Origin of the sequence: Streptomyces sp. NPDC048565 (genome assembly GCF_040650935.1) — a bacterium.
Classification (GTDB): domain Bacteria; phylum Actinomycetota; class Actinomycetes; order Streptomycetales; family Streptomycetaceae; genus Streptomyces.
Genome location: NZ_JBEZIH010000007.1, coordinates 229,776 through 246,433 on the forward strand (window position 1 = coordinate 229,776; position 16,658 = coordinate 246,433).

Annotated in this window: 17 protein-coding genes; 2 read left to right on the forward strand and 15 right to left on the reverse strand. The window is 71.9% G+C overall.

The genetic code is table 11. The annotated features are described in order from the left end of the window. Positions 1 to 31 precede the first annotated feature (31 nt). The 4 genes from AB0C75_RS11800 to aroH form a co-directional block, all read right to left on the reverse strand. Positions 32 to 691 carry a lysophospholipid acyltransferase family protein gene (locus tag AB0C75_RS11800; RefSeq protein WP_362889549.1) on the reverse strand — a complete coding sequence of 220 codons (660 nt, stop codon included), beginning with the start codon at positions 689 to 691 and terminating at the stop codon, positions 32 to 34. Next, complete coding sequence (cmk, locus tag AB0C75_RS11805; RefSeq protein WP_362889551.1) at positions 688 to 1,404, reverse strand: (d)CMP kinase; 717 nt, start codon at positions 1,402 to 1,404, stop codon at positions 688 to 690. Before cmk ends, AB0C75_RS11800 begins: the two co-directional genes overlap by 4 nt. A gap of 141 nt (positions 1,405 to 1,545) precedes the next feature. Next, on the reverse strand, positions 1,546 to 2,631 hold the full coding sequence (locus AB0C75_RS11810) for a prephenate dehydrogenase (protein ID WP_362889553.1): 1,086 nt from the start codon (positions 2,629 to 2,631) through the stop codon (positions 1,546 to 1,548). Continuing rightward, entirely contained in the window at positions 2,628 to 2,990 is a 363-nt protein-coding gene (gene aroH, locus AB0C75_RS11815) for a chorismate mutase (protein WP_362889555.1), read from the reverse strand. Before aroH ends, AB0C75_RS11810 begins: the two co-directional genes overlap by 4 nt. Positions 2,991 to 3,133: 143 nt before the next feature. Here aroH and AB0C75_RS11820 point away from each other — a divergent pair, with 143 nt between their 5' ends. Continuing rightward, on the forward strand, positions 3,134 to 3,862 hold the full coding sequence (locus AB0C75_RS11820) for a nucleotidyltransferase domain-containing protein (RefSeq protein WP_362889557.1): 729 nt from the start codon (positions 3,134 to 3,136) through the stop codon (positions 3,860 to 3,862). A gap of 10 nt (positions 3,863 to 3,872) precedes the next feature. Here AB0C75_RS11820 and AB0C75_RS11825 read toward each other — a convergent pair whose 3' ends face one another. Beyond that, positions 3,873 to 4,778 carry a class I SAM-dependent methyltransferase gene (locus tag AB0C75_RS11825; RefSeq protein WP_362889559.1) on the reverse strand — a complete coding sequence of 302 codons (906 nt, stop codon included), beginning with the start codon at positions 4,776 to 4,778 and terminating at the stop codon, positions 3,873 to 3,875. 47 nt (positions 4,779 to 4,825) lie between these two features. Between AB0C75_RS11825 and AB0C75_RS11830 the strand changes: the two genes are divergently transcribed. Beyond that, on the forward strand, positions 4,826 to 5,392 hold the full coding sequence (locus AB0C75_RS11830; RefSeq protein WP_362889561.1) for a helix-turn-helix transcriptional regulator: 567 nt from the start codon (positions 4,826 to 4,828) through the stop codon (positions 5,390 to 5,392). A gap of 60 nt (positions 5,393 to 5,452) precedes the next feature. Here the strand turns inward: AB0C75_RS11830 and AB0C75_RS11835 are convergent, their stop codons facing one another. From AB0C75_RS11835 to AB0C75_RS11880, 10 genes are all read right to left on the reverse strand, one after another. After that, positions 5,453 to 6,478, reverse strand: a complete 1,026-nt coding sequence (locus AB0C75_RS11835; protein ID WP_362889563.1) for an ADP-ribosylglycohydrolase family protein — start codon at positions 6,476 to 6,478, stop codon at positions 5,453 to 5,455. Then, positions 6,475 to 7,224 carry an NUDIX domain-containing protein gene (locus tag AB0C75_RS11840; protein WP_362889565.1) on the reverse strand — a complete coding sequence of 250 codons (750 nt, stop codon included), beginning with the start codon at positions 7,222 to 7,224 and terminating at the stop codon, positions 6,475 to 6,477. Before AB0C75_RS11840 ends, AB0C75_RS11835 begins: the two co-directional genes overlap by 4 nt. Positions 7,225 to 7,369: 145 nt before the next feature. After that, a complete protein-coding gene (locus tag AB0C75_RS11845) occupies positions 7,370 to 8,530 on the reverse strand; it encodes a pseudouridine synthase (protein WP_362889567.1) in 1,161 nt (386 codons plus the stop codon). Then, positions 8,530 to 9,180, reverse strand: a complete 651-nt coding sequence (gene scpB / locus AB0C75_RS11850; protein ID WP_362889569.1) for an SMC-Scp complex subunit ScpB — start codon at positions 9,178 to 9,180, stop codon at positions 8,530 to 8,532. The genes AB0C75_RS11845 and scpB overlap by 1 nt, the downstream gene beginning before the upstream one ends. Next, positions 9,177 to 10,250, reverse strand: a complete 1,074-nt coding sequence (locus tag AB0C75_RS11855) for a ScpA family protein (protein WP_362889571.1) — start codon at positions 10,248 to 10,250, stop codon at positions 9,177 to 9,179. The genes scpB and AB0C75_RS11855 overlap by 4 nt, the downstream gene beginning before the upstream one ends. A gap of 98 nt (positions 10,251 to 10,348) precedes the next feature. Next, complete coding sequence (locus tag AB0C75_RS11860) at positions 10,349 to 10,945, reverse strand: hypothetical protein (protein WP_362889638.1); 597 nt, start codon at positions 10,943 to 10,945, stop codon at positions 10,349 to 10,351. Continuing rightward, on the reverse strand, positions 10,942 to 12,060 hold the full coding sequence (locus tag AB0C75_RS11865; protein ID WP_033305452.1) for a ParA family protein: 1,119 nt from the start codon (positions 12,058 to 12,060) through the stop codon (positions 10,942 to 10,944). Before AB0C75_RS11865 ends, AB0C75_RS11860 begins: the two co-directional genes overlap by 4 nt. Before the next feature lie 358 nt (positions 12,061 to 12,418). Continuing rightward, complete coding sequence (gene ald / locus AB0C75_RS11870) at positions 12,419 to 13,534, reverse strand: alanine dehydrogenase (protein WP_362889639.1); 1,116 nt, start codon at positions 13,532 to 13,534, stop codon at positions 12,419 to 12,421. A gap of 144 nt (positions 13,535 to 13,678) precedes the next feature. Beyond that, positions 13,679 to 15,751 (reverse strand): tetratricopeptide repeat protein, encoded by a 2,073-nt coding sequence (locus AB0C75_RS11875; RefSeq protein WP_362889573.1) that lies wholly within the window; start codon positions 15,749 to 15,751, stop codon positions 13,679 to 13,681. A 195-nt stretch (positions 15,752 to 15,946) separates the two neighbouring features. Next, entirely contained in the window at positions 15,947 to 16,573 is a 627-nt protein-coding gene (locus tag AB0C75_RS11880; RefSeq protein ID WP_362889575.1) for an NUDIX hydrolase, read from the reverse strand. Positions 16,574 to 16,658 lie beyond the last annotated feature (85 nt).

The following is a 16,658-nucleotide window of genomic DNA, read 5'->3' on the forward strand; positions in this document are numbered from 1 at the left end:
GGCCACGATCGCGCGGCCCACTACTCAAGTGTCACAGGCGTCCGGTGAGACGCCTGGCGTGCTCCAGGTGAGCGGTCAGCTCCCCCTGGATCCGCAGCGTCGCCTCGTCCAACGCCTTCCTGGTCCGCCTCCCGCTGCCGTCGCCGGCCTCGAAGGCGTCACCGAAGACGACGTCGACGCGGCTGCGCAGCGGAGGCAGTGCCGATATCAACCGTCCTCGGCGCTCCGTGCTTCCCAGGACGGCGACGGGGACGATCGGCGCCCCGCCACGCACCGCGAAGTACGCGAGCCCCGCGCGCAGGGAGGCGAAGTCGCCCTCGCCCCTGGTGCCCTCGGGGAAGATCCCGAGCGCCCCGCCGTCGTCCAGCACGCCGAGTGCCTGCGTGATGGCGTTGCGGTCGACGGTCGTACGGTCCACCTTCAGCTGCCCGATTCCGCGCAGGAACGGGTCGAGGGGGCCGACGAACGCCTCCTTCTTGATCAGGAAGTGGACGGGCCGGGGCGCGGTGCCCATCAGCATCGGTCCGTCGAGATTGTGCGCGTGGTTCACCGCGAGTATGACGGGTCCCGAGGCGGGCACGCGCCACGCGCCGAGCACACGGGGCCTGAACAGCCCGTACATGAGCCCGATGCCTATCCCGCGTCCGACGGCCGCTCCGCGCAGCGTGGGAGCGGCGGTGGGTCGGGTCACTTCGCGGCCTGCTTCTCCCCGACGAGGGTGACGACGCACTCGATGACCTGCGTGAGGGTCAGGTCGGTGGTGTCCACCTCGACGGCGTCCCCGGCCTTGGCCAGCGGAGAGGTCTTGCGGCCGGAGTCGGCGGCGTCCCGCTTGATCAGCGCCTCCTGGGTGGCGGCCAGGTCGGATCCCTTGACCTCACCGCTGCGGCGGGCGGCGCGCGCCTCGGGGGAGGCGGTCAGGAAGATCTTGATGTCGGCGTCGGGCAGCACGGTCGTGCCGATGTCACGGCCCTCGACGACGATGCCGCGCTCGGCCTCCCTGGCGATCGAACGCTGCAGCTCGGTGATCAGGGCGCGCACCTCGGGCACCGCGCTGACCGCACTGACCTCGGAGGTGACCTCCTGGGTGCGGATGGGGCCCGAGGCGTCCTCGCCGTCGACGGTGATCGTCGGGGCGGACGGGTCGGTGCCGGAGACGATGACCGGCTTGGCGGCGGCCATGGCGATCTCGGCCGGGTTCGTCACGTCGATGCCGTTGTTCAGCATCCACCAGGTGATCGCCCGGTACTGGGCGCCAGTGTCCAGGTAGCTCAGGCCGAGCTGGGCGGCGACGGCCTTGGAGGTGCTCGACTTGCCTGTGCCGGAGGGCCCGTCGATGGCGACGATCACTGCGGCCGGGGCGGTCCGGGCGGCGGCGCTTACGGTTTCCACGGTGGTGGACACCTTCCTGGTACACGGGGGCGGGCGGAGCGGGCCATGGGACGGCCTCCCCCAAGGTTACCGAGTGCGGGAAGCGCCTTTGCACCCCTGTCTCCGGGCCCGCTCCCCCGGCCCGCCGGGCCGTCCCAGGGCGGAACAAGCCCCCTATGGTCGGATCGACCAGCCGCGTTCGCCGAGGGCGGCGCTCAGCCCGGCCGCCGCGCTCGGCTCGACCATCAGCTGGACCAGTCCGGCCTGCTGGCCGGTGGCGTGCTCGATACGGACGTCCTCGATGTTGACCCCGGCCCTCCCCGCGTCGGCGAAGATCGCGGCCAGCTCGCCCGGCCGGTCGGTGATGAGCACGGCGACGATCTCGTACGACGCCGGGGCTGCCCCGTGCTTGCCTGGGACCCTGACGCGGCCCGCGTTGCCGCGGCGCAGGACGTCCTCGATGCCTTCGGTGCCCGTGCGGCGCTTGTCCTCGTCCGCGGACTGCAGACCACGCAGCGCCCGGACCGTCTCCTCCAGGTCGGCGGCGACGCCCGTCAGCACATCGGCGACGGGGCCGGGGTTGGCGGAGAGGATCTCCACCCACATCCGGGGGTCGGAGGCCGCGATACGGGTGACGTCCCTGATCCCCTGGCCGCACAGGCGTACGGCGGTCTCGTCGGCCTCCTCGAGACGGGCGGCGACCATCGAGGAGATCAGCTGCGGGGTGTGGGAGACCAGGGCGACGGCGCGGTCGTGGGCGTCGGCGTCCATGACGACGGGGACGGCACGGCAGAGCGCGACCAGCTCCAGGGCGAGGTTGAGGACCTCGGTGTCGGTGTCCCTGGTCGGGGTGAGGACCCAGGGGCGGCCCTCGAAGAGGTCGGCGGTGGCCGCCAGCGGCCCTGAGCGCTCCTTGCCCGCCATGGGATGGGTGCCGATGTAGGGCGCGAGGTCGACGCCCAGCGCCTCCAGGTCGCGGCGCGGCCCGCCCTTGACGCTGGCGACGTCGAGGTAGGCGCGGGCGATCCCGTCCCGCATGGCGGTGGCCAGCACCGACGCGGTGTGGGCGGGCGGTACGGCGACGACCGCCAGGTCGACGGGGCCGTCGGGCGCCTCGTCCGTGCCGGCGCCGAGCGCTGCGGCGGTCTGCGCCGATGACGCGTCGCTGTCGGCGAGGTGCACCCGGACACCGCGCCCCGCGAGGGCGAGGGCGGCGGAGGTGCCGACCAGGCCGGTTCCGATGACCAGGGCGGTTCTCACTGGGCGATGTCCTTGCGGAGGGCGCCGGTGGCGCCGAGGTAGACGTGGCTGATCTCGGACTTGGAGAGGTACGTCTCCACATGGGCCAGGATGCGGACCACCCGGGGCATGGCCCCGGTGATGTCGAGCTCCTGGGCGCAGATCAGCGGTACGTCGACGATACCGAGGCCTCTGGCCGCAGCGGCCGGGAAGTCGCTGTGCAGGTCGGGGGTGGCGGTGAACCAGACGCTGATCAGGTCGTCGGCGACGAGCTGATTGCGTTCCAGGACCTCGGTGAGGAGCTCACTCACCCGCTCGCCCATGTGACCGGCCTCGTCCCGGTCCAGCTGGACGGCTCCACGGACTGCTCGTACCGCCACGTCGTACCCCTCGTCGCCTTGTGCTGCGTGCCCTTTCACCCTAGAGGTGTGGCGGCGTGCCCCGTCACGGTGCTCTGTCCGTGAGACACCGCGTCGTCGAGGCGGCGGTGTCCGGCCCCCGTGGGGCGCGTAGCCTCGCGCGCATGATCACCCCTGATGGCACACGGCTGGTGCGGGAGCACACCGTCTACTCCTGTGTGATGGGCTCCCGTGCCTTCGGTCTTGCCACCGACGACAGCGACACGGACCTGCGCGGGGTCTTCCTCGCGCCCACCCAGCTGTTCTGGGGCTTCACGAAACCGCCGACCCATGTCGAAGGCCCGGCCGACGAGCAGTTCTCCTGGGAACTCGAGCGCTTCTGCGAGCTGGCGCTGCGGGCGAACCCGAATGTGCTGGAGTGCCTGCACTCCCCGCTCGTGGAGCGGATCGACGCGACGGGCCGCGAGCTCATCGGCCTGCGGGACGCCTTCCTGTCCCGGCGGGCGCACGGGACGTTCGTACGCTACGCGCTGGGCCAGCGGCGGAAGCTGGAGGCCGATGTCCGTACGCACGGCGCTCCGCGCTGGAAGCACGCCATGCATCTGCTGCGGCTGCTGGCGTCCGGCCGTGACCTGCTGCGGACGGGCGAGCTGCGGATCGAGGTCGGGGACGCGCGCGACGACCTGCTGGCGGTGAAGCGGGGCGAGGTCCCGTGGGCCGAGGTGGAGCGGCGGATGACGCGCCTCGCGGAGGAGAACGACGAGGCGGCCCCCCGCTCCCCGCTGCCGCCGGAGCCCGACCGGGAACGCGTGGAGGCCTTCCTCGTACGGACCAGGCGGGCGTCGGCGGACAGCGCTCAGGGCACGACCCACGCTCGTGATCAATACACCTAGGTGTATTGCCCTAGGAGGCAGCCGCCGGGCGGCGGGCCAGCCAGAGCTGCCGTGTCGAGCGGACGACGAGGTCGTCGCGGTGGCGCACGTCGGCCGGGCCTCCGTCGAGCAGGGTGTCGAGCGCGGCCAGGTCGTCGGGGTCCACCAGGCCGTCGACGGCGCCCCGGATGCGGCCGAGCACGACGTGGGCGTACTGCCCGGCTCCCACGGGCAGCGGGGCCCGCAGCTCCAGCCGCTCCGTGCGCTCCTGCTCGACGACGAGGCCGGATGCCGTCAGGAGGGCGCCCCAGTCGGCGCCCAGGTGCGGCACCTGCTCGGCGTGGAGGCCGTCCAGCGCCTCGCGGCAGCGTGTCTCCAGGCCGGGGCGGCCTGCCACGGCGTCCTCCGGGAGGAAGTGCGGCATCCCGTCCACCTCGGCGACCGCCAGCAGCCCGCCGGGGCGCAGCGCGGCACGGATGCCGTCGATGGCGGTGGCCGGGTCGTCCAGGTGGTGCAGGGAGGCCGAGGCCCAGACGAGGTCGGCGTCCGTGATGCCGGCGAGTCCGGTGCCCGCGTCCGTCTCCAGGGTGCGCACCCGCTCACCCAGGCCCTTCGCCCGGGCCGCCTCGACAAGCCTGGCCAGCATCGCGGCCGAGCTGTCGACGGCGGTCACAGTGGCGTGGGGGAAGCGTTCCAGGAGGGCGGACGTGCCGGTTCCGGTGCCCGATCCGAGGTCGACGACGTGCCTGACCCCGTCCCCGGCGACCTCGGCGATCCTGCCGGTCACCGAGGTGAGGTAGGGGGCGAAGATCTCGGCGTCGAGATCGAGCACCTCGGCAAGGGAGTCGTCCCGGCCGGTGTCCCCGTGGCCGGTGTCTCCGTGGTCGTGGGTGTGGGTGTGGCCGTGGCCGTGGCCGTGGGAGGCGGAAGATGTCATACGGCCGAGCCTACGAAGATTTGCGTTCAGCGCATACTGTCTTGCCCATGAAGCAAGAAGGCAGTGATCTGGACGGCCTCGTACGCAAACGGATCCGGGCCCTGCGGGCCGCGCACAGCTGGTCGCTCGACGAGCTGGCCACCCGCTGCCACCTGAGCCCCTCCACCCTCAGCAGGATCGAGACCGGCCACCGCAGGATCGCTCTCGACCAGCTCACCGTGATCGCCCGGGCGCTCGGCACCTCGCTCGACCAGCTCGTCGAGACGGCCGCCGACGATGTCGTCACGAACCCCACGCACGACCTGGCGCGAGGCCTGACCCAGTGGGCGCTGCGCGGCCAGCCCGGCGTCACCGTGGCCCGGATGCGGCTGACAGGGCCGCCGCCCGACGGCCCCTCCGCGCTCAAGGCGCACCCCGGCCGGGAGTGGTTCACGGTGCTGTCCGGCACGGCGTTGCTGCTGCTGGGGGAACGGCGGCTACGGGTGGAGGAGGGGCAGGCGGCGGAGTTCACCACGATGCTCCCCCACGCGCTGGGCGCCATCGGCGGCCCGGCGGAGGTCCTCGGCATCTTCGACCGGGACGGCCGCCGCTCCCATCTGCGCGAACGCGAGTGAGACGGCGACCGCAGGAGGAACAGGCCGGGTGCTACGGCCGGGACGGCCGCTGTGCACGGGTCAGGCGTCCCAGAGCGCGGCCAGCGACAGCAGGTCGCTGCGGTACTCGACGCGCTCCGACCACTCCTTGGGCCAGGCTTCCGCCCCCAGGTGCGCGCCGGCCAGCGCTCCGGCCAGGCAGCCCAGGGAGTCCGAATCGCCCCGTGTGCAGGCGGCCCGGCGCAGGGCGGTGAGCGGTTCGGCGGGGAAGAGGAGGAAGCAGTGCAGGGCGGTGGCGAGCGCCTCCTCGGCGACCCAGCCGTCGCCGGTGGCCTCGCAGGGGTCGGTCTCGGGCGACGGGGTGCGCAGCGCGTCCTGGACCCGGGCGAGCGCGGTCAGGCACTCGTCCCAGCCGCGCCGGATGTACGCCTCGGGCGAGGCATCGCCCGCGTACCGCCAGAGGTCGCCGAGCCAGCGTGTCTGGTAGCGGCTGCCGTTCTCGTAGGCGTAGCTGCGCAACTGGCCGATCAGGCCCATCGGTTCGGCCCCCTGCGCGAGCAGGAACACCGCGCGGGCCATCAGGTCGGACGCGGCGAGCGCGGTCGGGTGGCCGTGGGTCAGCGCGGCCTGGAACTGGGCGGCTCCGGAGCGCTGCTCCTCACTGAGGCCGGGTACGAGGCCGACGGGTGCGACCCGCATGTTCGCGCCGCAGCCCTTGGAGCCGGTCTGGCTGGCGGCCTGCCAGGGCCTCGGCGCCTCCTCGAGCATGCGGCAGGCCGTCATGCAGGTGCGGCCGGGAGCGCGGTTGTTCTCCGGGGAGCGGTACCAGCGGACGAACTCCTCCCGGACCGGCTCCGCCAGGCGCTCCGGGGTGAGCAGACCCCGGTCCATGGCGGTGCGGATGCCGGCGCCCAGGGCGAGCGTCATCTGGGTGTCGTCGCTGACGAGCGCGGGCTCCGGGAGCCGCATCCGGCGCCAGGGCCCGCACTTCGCGAGGATCGCGGGGACGTTGTCGAACTCCGTGGGGTAGCCGAGGGCGTCACCGAGCGCAAGACCGGTCAGCGCGCCGGTGGCCGCCTGTTTGGTGAGAATCCTTGTCGAGATCATGATGTCCGTCCTTCCGGGCGTCCTTCCGGGCGCAGCAATGGAGGGTGCAGGGCGGTAGCGGCACCCGCCCGGTAGAGAGCGGCCGGTTTCCCCCGTCCGCCGGTGCGGCGCGGTGGTCCGTCCACGGCCTGGACGAAACCTGGCGTGGTGAGGACCTTGCGCCGGAAGTTGGGCCGGTCGAGCTCGACGCCCCAGACGGTCTCGTAGACCCTCTGGAGCTCCCCGAGGGTGAACTCGGCGGGGCAGAACGCGGTGGCCAGGCAGGAGTATTCGAGCCGGGCGCCGATGCGGTCGCGCGCGTCGGCCAGGATGCGGTCGTGGTCGAAGGCGAGCGGCCCGGTGGTGCCCGCGTCCCACCACTGGGCGTGCGCCGCGTCCCCGCCGCCCCGGGGCTCGGGGAGGTCAGGCACGAGTGCGGCGTACGCGACGGAGACGACCCGCATCCTGGGGTCGCGGTCCGGATCGCTGTAGGTGCGCAGCTGTTCGAGGTGGAAGGCGCACACGGACTTCTTCGTGAGGCCGGTCTCCTCGGCGAGCTCGCGGCGTGCGGCCTCCTCGGCCGACTCGCGGGGCAGGACGAAGCCGCCCGGCAGCGCCCACCGCCCCCGGTAGGGCGCCTCGCCGCGCTCCACGAGCAGCACATGGAGCCGTGCCTCGCGGACCGTGAAGACGGCGAGGTCCACGGTGACGGCGAAGGGGAAGAAGGCGTGGGGGTCGTACCCCTCGGGGGTGTTGCCCGTCGTCATGCCGCCTCCTTCTTTATAGTCACTCTGACTATAAAGAAGAAACGCCGGGCGCAAAAGGCCCGCGGCCGGTTCCTGTTCGAAAAACTGAACGAGGAACCGGCCGCGGGCCTTACGGGATCCCGGAGGACGGGACGGAGGGGGCGTGTTACAGACCGACCTCGCGCATCAGCATGCCCACCTCGGTGTTGGTCAGGCGGCGCAGCCAGCCCGACTTCTGGTCACCCAGCGGGATCGGCCCGAAGGACGTGCGCACGAGGCGCTCGACCGGGAAGCCGGCCTCGGACAGCATCCGGCGGACGATGTGCTTGCGGCCCTCGTGGAGCGTGACCTCGACCAGGTAGTTCTTGCCGGTGTTCTCGACGACGCGGAAGTGGTCGGCGCGTGCGTAGCCGTCCTCCAGCTGGATGCCGTCCTTGAGCCGCTTGCCGAGGTCGCGCGGGAGCGGTCCCTGGATGGCGGCCAGATAGGTCTTCTTCACGCCGTACCTGGGGTGCGTCAGACGGTGGGCCAGCTCGCCGTGGTTGGTGAGCAGGATGATGCCCTCGGTCTCGGTGTCGAGCCGCCCGACGTGGAACAGGCGCGTCTCACGGTTGGTGACGTAGTCACCGAGGTTCTGACGGCCGTCGGGGTCGCCCATGGTGGAGACGACACCGGCCGGCTTGTTCAGCGCGAAGAAGAGGTACGACTGGGTGGCGACCGTCAGGCCGTCGACCTTGATCTCGTCCTTCTGCGGGTCGACGCGCATGCCCTGTTCCAGGACGATCTCGCCGTTGACCTCGACCCTGGCCTGCTCGATCAGTTCCTCGCACGCCCGGCGCGAGCCCATGCCGGCGCGGGCGAGGATCTTCTGCAGACGCTCGCCCTCCTGCTCGGCGCCCGGGTTCGTCCTGGGGGTCCTGATCTCGGGCTTGTCCGCGTACCGGTCACGGTTGCGCTGCTCGATCTTGGCGTCGAGCTCGCGCGGACGGGCGGGCGCGCCCTGGCGCCTGCCGCCCTTGCTCACGTTCTGTGCGGGCTTCGGGCCGCCCTTGGCGCCCCCGCGGGCCGCCGTGCCCCGGCCCTTGCGGGGGCCGCCGTCGCCGCCCGGCTTGTCGGAGCCCACGTCGTAGCGGCGCTCCTCGGGGCGGGGCCTGCGGGGGCGCTGCTCCTGCTTGTCGTCGCGCTCGGAGCCGGAGACCCGGGGGTTCGGGTTGCTGTTCCTGCCGCTGCCGCTGTTGTTCCTTCCGGCACCGCTCCTGCCGCCGCCGCTCCTGGAGCCGCCGCCGCTCCTGTTGCCGCTGCCGTTGTTGCTGCCACTGCTTCGCATCAAAAATCCGTCTTGTCGTCTGCGTGAGTTTCCGGGGTGTCCGGTGCGTCCGGATCGAACGACGGCACACCCTCTGGCGTCTCAGCCTCGATCGCGTCCGCTTCCGGGAGGAAGGGTGCGAGTTCCGGGAGCTCGTCCAGGCCTCGCAGGCCCATGCGCTCCAGAAAGTAGTTCGTCGTCCTGTACAGGATCGCACCTGTTTCGGGTTCCGCGCCCGCCTCCTCGACGAGCCCCCTCTGGAGCAGGGTCCGCATGACGCCGTCGCAGTTCACTCCGCGCACCGCCGAGACCCTCGACCGGCTGACCGGCTGACGGTACGCGACCACCGCGAGGGTCTCCAGGGCGGCCTGCGTGAGCCGGGCGTGCTGGCCGTCGAGGACGAAGCCCTCGACGGCCTCCGCGTACTCGGGGCGGGTGTAGAAGCGCCAGCCCCCGGCGACGAGCCTCAGGTCGAATCCACGGCGCTGGACGGTGTACTCGTCGGCCAGTTCCCGCAGCGCGTCGGCGACGGCCCTGGGGGGCCGCTGGAGAACCTTGGCGAGGTGCTCCTCGGTGGCGGGCTCGTCGACGACCATGAGGACCGCCTCCAGAGCGGGCTTGAGGTCGAGTCCGGCCACCAGGGCGTCACGCCCCTCGTCGTCTGTCCTCATGCCTGTACGTCCTCCTGTGGCTCGCTCGCCTCTTGGTCGAACTCGTCCGTGACCACGGGCTCGGCCCCCTCGGCGCCGGTCCAGCGCACCAGGAGGTCACCGAGCGCCTCCTCCTGGTCGAGGGTGACCGCCTTCTCCCGGTACAGCTCGAGGAGCGCCAGGAAGCGGGCGACGACCGTGAGGGTGTCCTCCGCGTCCTCGGTGAGCGTCCGGAAGCTGATCTCGCCCTCCGCGCGCAGCCGTGCGACGACGATCTCCGCCTGCTCGCGCACGCTGACCAGCGGGGCGTGGATGTGGTCGACGTACACCTGGGGCTCGGGCCTGGGCTGCATCGCCTTCACAGCGAGCCGCGCGAACCCCTCGGGGCCGATGCTGATCACGACCTCGGGCAGCAGCTCGGCGTGCTGGGGTTCGAGCCCCACGGTGCGGGGGTAGCGGCGGGACTCGGACTCCAGCCGGTCGCTGAAGATGTCCGCGATCCTCTTGTACGCGCGGTACTGCAGCAGCCGTGCGAAGAGCAGGTCCCGTGCCTCCAGAAGGGCCAGGTCGGCCTCGTCCTCCACGACTGCGGTGGGGAGCAGCCTGGCGGCCTTCAGGTCGAGCAGGGTCGCCGCGACGACGAGGAACTCGGTGGTCTGGTCGAGGTCCCAGTCAGGACCCATGGCCCGGATGTGGGCCATGAACTCGTCGGTGACCTTCGACAGGGCGACCTCGGTCACATCGAGCTTGTGCTTGGAGATCAGCTGGAGGAGCAGGTCGAAGGGGCCCTCGAAGTTGACCAGCCGCACCGTGAAGCGCCGGTCGTCGGCCGCCTCGCCGGGTGAGCCGGCCTCCGGGGGCGTTCCCAGGGGGCCCTCGTCGGGCCTCTCGGCGTCCAGCAGGGCGGTGGGAGCCTGCGTGGCCGCCTCCACCGGGGCCGCATACGCCGTCGTGACCGCCGCCGTGGCCTCGTGGGCCTCCGGGGACGCCGCAGGGGCCACGGGAGCCGCAGGAGCCTCCGCAGGCCGCATGCCGGGCCCACGGCCGAGGGCACGGCGGGTGGGGCGGGGCGTGTCGTCGGCAGTCGGCATGTGCTGGGGTCCAGGGGTGCGACGGGAGGCGGGCGGTGGGCCCCGGGGCGGGGCCGCCCGGGCGGCCCTTTCCCGGCAGGCTACCGGCGCGGCACCGGTCAGCGGCCCCGCAGCCTCCGTACGAGGATGCTCGCGTCGCCGCGCGACTCCAGGTCGGCCAGCACCACGGCGACCGCCTCCCGGACGATGCGCCCGCGGTCGACGGCCAGTCCGTGCTCGCCGCGCAGCACGAGGCGGGCGTGTTCGAGGTCCATCAGTTCCTCGGCCGACACATAGACGGTGATCTTCTCGTCGTGGCGCTCCCGCCCGCTGGGCCGGCGGTTCGCTCCCCGCCCGCCCCCGCGCTGGCGCTGCGGCTGGACCGAGGGAGCCCCCTCCTGGGGCGGCGCCGTACGGGCCCGGGGCGGTGAGGCCGCGCCGGGTTCCTCCCCGTCGGCGCGGCTGCGTGAGCCACCTCCGTCGGAGTCCGCGGCGGAGTGCTCCTCCCGGGACGCCCCGGCCGGTGCGCCGCCGCTTCCCGTGCTTCCCGTGGTGCCGCCCTGGCCGGTGTCCGAGGGTGCCGAGTCGCTTCCCGCGGCCGGTCCGGGGACCCGCGCCTCGCCGTTCGCCCTGCGTCGCCTCTCGGCGGTGGACGAGGCCTGAAGGCCCATGCCCCCGGTCGTACGGAACAGTTCGTCGGCCCCCGGCAGACTCACTCGGCGTGACACCGGGCGAGCACCTCCCTGGCGAGCTGGCGATAGGCGGCGGCACCGACCGAGTTCGACGCGTACGTGGTGATGGGCTCACCGGCGACCGTGGTCTCCGGGAAGCGCACCGTGCGTCCGATGACGGTGTGGTACACGTGGTCGTCGAAGGCCTCGACCACGCGCGCGAGCACCTCACGGCTGTGCACCGTGCGGGAGTCGTACATCGTGGCCAGGATGCCGTCCAGTTCGAGCTCGGGGTTGAGCCTCTCCTGGACCTTCTCGATGGTCTCGGTGAGCAGCGCCACACCGCGCAGCGCGAAGAACTCGCACTCGAGCGGGACTATCACCTTGTGAGCCGCCGTCAGGGCGTTGACGGTGAGCAGGCCGAGCGAGGGCTGACAGTCGATCACGATGTAGTCGTAGTCGGCCATCAGCGGCTTGAGGGCACGCTGCAGCGTCGACTCCCGGGCGACCTCGCTGACCAGCTGCACCTCTGCGGCGGAGAGGTCGATGTTGCTGGGGAGCAGGTCCATGTTGGGCACCGCGGTCTTCAGCAGGACCTCGTCGGCCGCCATGCCCCGCTCCATGAGCAGGTTGTAGACGGTGAGGTCGAGCTCCATCGGGTTGACCCCGAGGCCGACGGACAGGGCTCCCTGCGGGTCGAAGTCGACGAGCAGGACGCGTCGGCCGTACTCCGCGAGTGCGGCACCCAGGTTGATGGTCGACGTGGTCTTGCCGACGCCGCCCTTCTGGTTGCACATCGCGATGATCTTCGCGGGGCCGTGATCGGTCAGGGGGCCGGGGATCGGGAAGTACGGCAGCGGCCGGCCGGTCGGGCCGATCCGCTCGCGGCGCTGGCGGGCGGCGTCGGGCGCGAGCGTGGCCGCGTACTCCGGATCGGGCTCGTATTCGGCATCGGGGTCGTAGAAGTGCCCCTCGGGCACCTCGGCGAAGTCGGCGAAGTGGGAGGTCTCTCGGCCACTTTCGTTGCCGGCCATGGCGTTCACGTGTAGGCCGTCCATCATCTGGGGGGCTGTCGTCATGTGCTGGTGGGTGGCGAAGGTGCGGACAGCGACGGAGCCGACAGCTTCGAGCCCGATCGGGCTCAGACCCCGTGCAGGCATCCCTGGTTGACCACCCCCGGGAGTAATTGTCGACTCATTCACAAGTCGTCTTACCTCCTTGGATGTGACCAGGAAACTTATCGATAGGTCAGCGTGGCACCATGCCGACGATTGGCGACTCTATGGCGTGTCACCGGTTCGCAGCAACACAATCCGCCGGACCCGGCCCGATGTGTCGGCAATCGAACACCCCTCTGTCAAGAGCGCGGAGCGCCCGGGGCGCACCATTCGCGGGGGTGCAAAAAGGGTAGAGGGCCATGTCTCCGGCGAGTTGGGCCGGGGCCTGTCATGCGTCCGGCCGGACCTCGCCGAGCGAGGTCCGGCCGGACGCATGAGGTTGACGGAACGGGTTGACCGCTCAGCCCAGAAGCGCGCTCAGCTCGACGTGGTCGAGACCGTGCGCCTCGGCGACCTCGCGGTAAACCACCTGGCCGTCATGGGTGTTGAGACCCTTGGCCAGTGCGGCGTCACGGCGCAGGGCCTCGGCCCAGCCCCGGTTCGCGAGCTCCAGGATGTAGGGCAGCGTGGCGTTCGTGAGCGCGTAGGTGGAGGTGTTCGGCACGGCCCCCGGCATGTTCGCGACGCAGTAGAAGACCGAGTCGTGGACGGTGAAGGTCGGCTCGGCGTGCGTCGTCGGATGTGAGTCCTCGAAGCAGCCTCCCTGGTCGATCGCAATGTCGACAAGAACACTTCCGGGCTTCATCTTGGCGACGAGCTCGTTGGTGACCAGCTTCGGCGCCTTGGCTCCCGGGATCAGCACGGCGCCCACGACGAGGTCGGCCTCGACGACGGCCTTCTCGAGCTCGAGGGCGTTGGACATGACCGTCCGCACCTTCGTGCCGAAGATCCTGTCGGCCTCGCGCAGCTTGTTGATGTCCTTGTCGAGCAGCGTCACGTGGAAGCCGAGCCCGACCGCGATCTGTGTGGCGTTCCAGCCGGAGACCCCGCCGCCGATGACGACGGCCCTGGCCGATCCCGTGCCGGGGACACCGCCGGGGAGCACGCCGCGCCCGCCGACCGAACGCATCAGGTGGTACGCGCCGACCTGCGGGGCGAGCCGGCCGGCGACCTCGGACATGGGGGCGAGCAGCGGCAGCGCGCGGGTCGCGGTCTCGACGGTCTCGTACGCGATGGCGGTCGTGCCGGACGCGAGCAGGGCGTCCGTGCACGCACGGGAGGCGGCGAGGTGGAGGTAGGTGAAGAGCGTCTGTCCCTTGCGGAGGCGGTGGTACTCGTCGGCGACCGGCTCCTTCACCTTCAGCAGCAGGTCGGCGGCGGCCCAGACCTCGTCGGCCGTGGGCAGGATCCGCGCACCGGCGGCGATGTACTCCTCGTCCGGGATGGAGGAACCCTCACCGGCGTGCTGCTCGACGAGGACCTGATGGCCGTGACGGACGAGCTCATGCACTCCGGCGGGGGTGATCGCCACCCGGAACTCGTTGTTCTTGACTTCGCGGGGGATGCCGACCTTCACGTCGATCACGGTCCTTGGCTCGGGGTGTCGCTCGGACATGCCGGGTGTTACCCGCATGAATCAAGCATAGGGGGAGACACCGCAGGGATACGCGGCAGAGCCATCATTAATGAAGGACTTCTCACTGTCTAGCCTTACAAAGCATTAAGTTTCGATCGAAGGACTACGGATTTCGTAGGTAGCGCCTTCCTCGCCCAGCAGCCTGTCCGCCGTCGCCCGGTGCAGACGCGCCGCCGCCGGGTCCCCGAGCCGGTCCAGGGTGTCCGCCAGCCTCAGCTCCAGCGCGGCCTGGAGGCGCACGTCACCCGCCCGCCGCGCCAGGTCGACGGCCTCCCGGCAGGTGTGCAGCGACTCCTGCGGCCGGCCCGCGTACTCCTGCACCCGTGCGGCCTCGCTGAGCGCGCGCGCCTGGGCGGGTACGTCCCCGAGCCTGCGGTGGCCGGCCGCCGCCGCGCGCCAGTTGCGCAGCGCCTCGCCATAGCGCCCGGCGTAGGTGTGGACCGCTCCGAGCCGTCCGTACAGCCGCGCCTGGTCGGCCCGCTCGCCCTGCGTGAGGCGCTGCGCGAGCGCCCGGCCGTACCAGTCGGATGCCCGGTTGAAGTCCCCGAGCTCCGCGTAGGCACCGCCTGCGGATTCCATCGCCCTGCCGGTCGCGTAGAGGTCGTTCGCGGCGCGTCCGGCGTCCAGCGCCGCCCGGTAGCGGGTCAGCGCCTCCCGCGTACGTCCGGTCCTGGCGTCCAGATCGGCGAGATTGAGCAGGGCAGCGGCCTTCTCGCGAGGCAGGTCGCGGCGCTCGGCCACATCGAGGACCAGCGCGTGCAGCCCGTACAGCACGGGCGCGGCGGCCTCGGTACCCCGGTGCACGGCGAGCGCGCGGACGAGCGCGGCCACCAGTCTGCGGGCGAGCGTGTCCAGGTCCCCGTCCCGCACCGCGACGCGGGCGGAGGCCAGCAGCGAAGGTTCCCGGATCCGCAGCCACTCGGCGGCGGACTCCGGGCCGGGGAAACGCAGCGAGCGCGGCAGTCCGTCGAGCCGGCGGCGGGCCGGTGAACCCTCGGGATCGGTCACCGCGCGGCAGGCCTGGAGCCTGCGCACGGTCCGCTCCAACATCCTGGCTCTGGCCAGCTGGATCTCGGCGGGCCGCTCCCGCTCCTCCAGCACGGCGCGTGCCAGCGGGGCGAGGCAGCCGGGCATCTCGTACTGCGGCAGATCGGCGCCGTTGGTCCTGAGCAGTCCGCGGCGGACGAAGTCGTCCAGGACGCTCTCGGCGGCCGACACGGAACACCCGGCCAGCGCGGAGGCGGTGTGGGCGTCGGCCAGCCCGGCGGGGGCGAGCGCGAGCAGCCGCAGTATCCGGGCGGCTGCCGGCGGGAGCGACTCGTGGACCAGCCGGAAGGCCTGGGCCAACGGGCGGTCGACGCCCGGCTGTTCGGTCCCCTCCCGCTGGTCGCGCAGCTGCTTGGCCACATCCGCGACGGACGCGCCGGGCCGGGCGGCCAGCCACCCGGCGATCAGGGTCAGTGCGGCGGGCCGCCCGCCGCACTCCTGGGTGAGCGTCTCGGCGGTCCGCGGATCGACGGTGATGCGGACCTGACCGATGGTGCGGGCGAGCAGCTGCACCGCCGAGCCGGCGTCCAGCCCTCCGATGGTGCACGGGCGGACACCGGGGATGCCGGTGAGCGGGCCGGTCGAGGTGGCGACGACCAGGCAGTCGGGGTTGTCCGGCAGCAGCGGATCGACCTGCTCGGCGTCGACCGCGTCGTCCAGGAGGATCAGCGCCCGGCGTGCGGCGAAGGCCTCGCGGACCATCTCGGAGAGCTCGTCCTCGTCAGCTCCGGGCGGGGTGGCGACGGAGAGCAGCTCCAGGAGCGCGCGTGCGGTGCGTTCACCGGGGACGCGCTCGCCGCCGGGTTCGGTCAGCGAGACCCGGAACACCCCGTCGGGATAGTCGCCGGGTTCCGCGAGGATGCGGGCGAGTTCGGAGGCGAGCGCGGTGCGTCCGGATCCGGGCCGTCCCGCGATCAGCAGGACCCGGGCGCGCGCCGCCTTGCGGCCCGCGAGCGTGTCGAGGCCCGCTCGCCCGATGTCTTCCTGAAGGGCTTTCAACTCTCGTGCGCGGCCGAAGAACTGATGCGTGGTCACGTCCGGCGGCTCCTTGGCTCCCGCCGTCCCCGCCGCTTGCGCAGGGCCGCTGGTGTCCACCGCCTGATCGGTCACGGGCCACGCTCCACTTCGCTGCACGCGGTTGCCCGCCGGAAGTCCGGTCGGGGCCTTTCGAGCGTAGTTCAGTGGTGCGGACGATCACGGTCGAGCGCGGCAGAGACGTCCCCCGATCGGATCAGCGTTTCGTACGATCGGCCTATGGTCTGCCGGGCATCGGCCCGCCCCCGCGGCGAGGACGGGCCGGACCGGTCAGGCCTCGAAGGGGCGGGCCGGCCAGGGGGCATCGGCCGGGCGCAGCGAGTCCACACCGTCGCCCGCGAGCACCGCGGTGAGCGCCAAGGCGCCCACGACCAGGCAGTTGTTGTGCAGGTCGCCGGCGAGCACACCCCGTACGAGCTCTTCGAGCGGCACCCGCGCCTGCTCCATGTCGGCCTCCTCCTCGGAGACCTCGAAGCGCTCGCCCTCGGCCTCCGAGAGGTCCCTCGCCAGAAAGACGCGCACGGCTTCGTCGCAGCCGCCGGGCGTGGTGTAGACGTCGGTCAGCACCCGCCAGTCCTCGGCCTTGACGTGCGCCTCCTCGTAGAGTTCGCGCTGCGCGGCGTGCAGCGGGTTCTCGCCGGGGATGTCGAGCAGCCCCGCGGGGATCTCCCACAGCTTGTGGCGCACCGGGTGACGGTACTGCCGCAGCACGAGGACGCGGCCGTCCTCGTCGAGCGCGAGCACGGCCACCGAACCGGGGTGGACCTGGTAGTCACGGCTGTGGACGCTTCCGTCGGGCATCACGACGTCGTCGGTACGGACGCTGGTCTTGTTACCGGTGAAGGGGGTCACCGTCGCGGTGACCTGCCATTCCTCGGGCGTGTCCTGGAAACCCATGTACGTCCTCCCACGAACAAAACAGAAACCGGGGCACGCATCCCGTGAAGGATCCGTACCCCGGTCAACCGTATCGCCTCGGGAC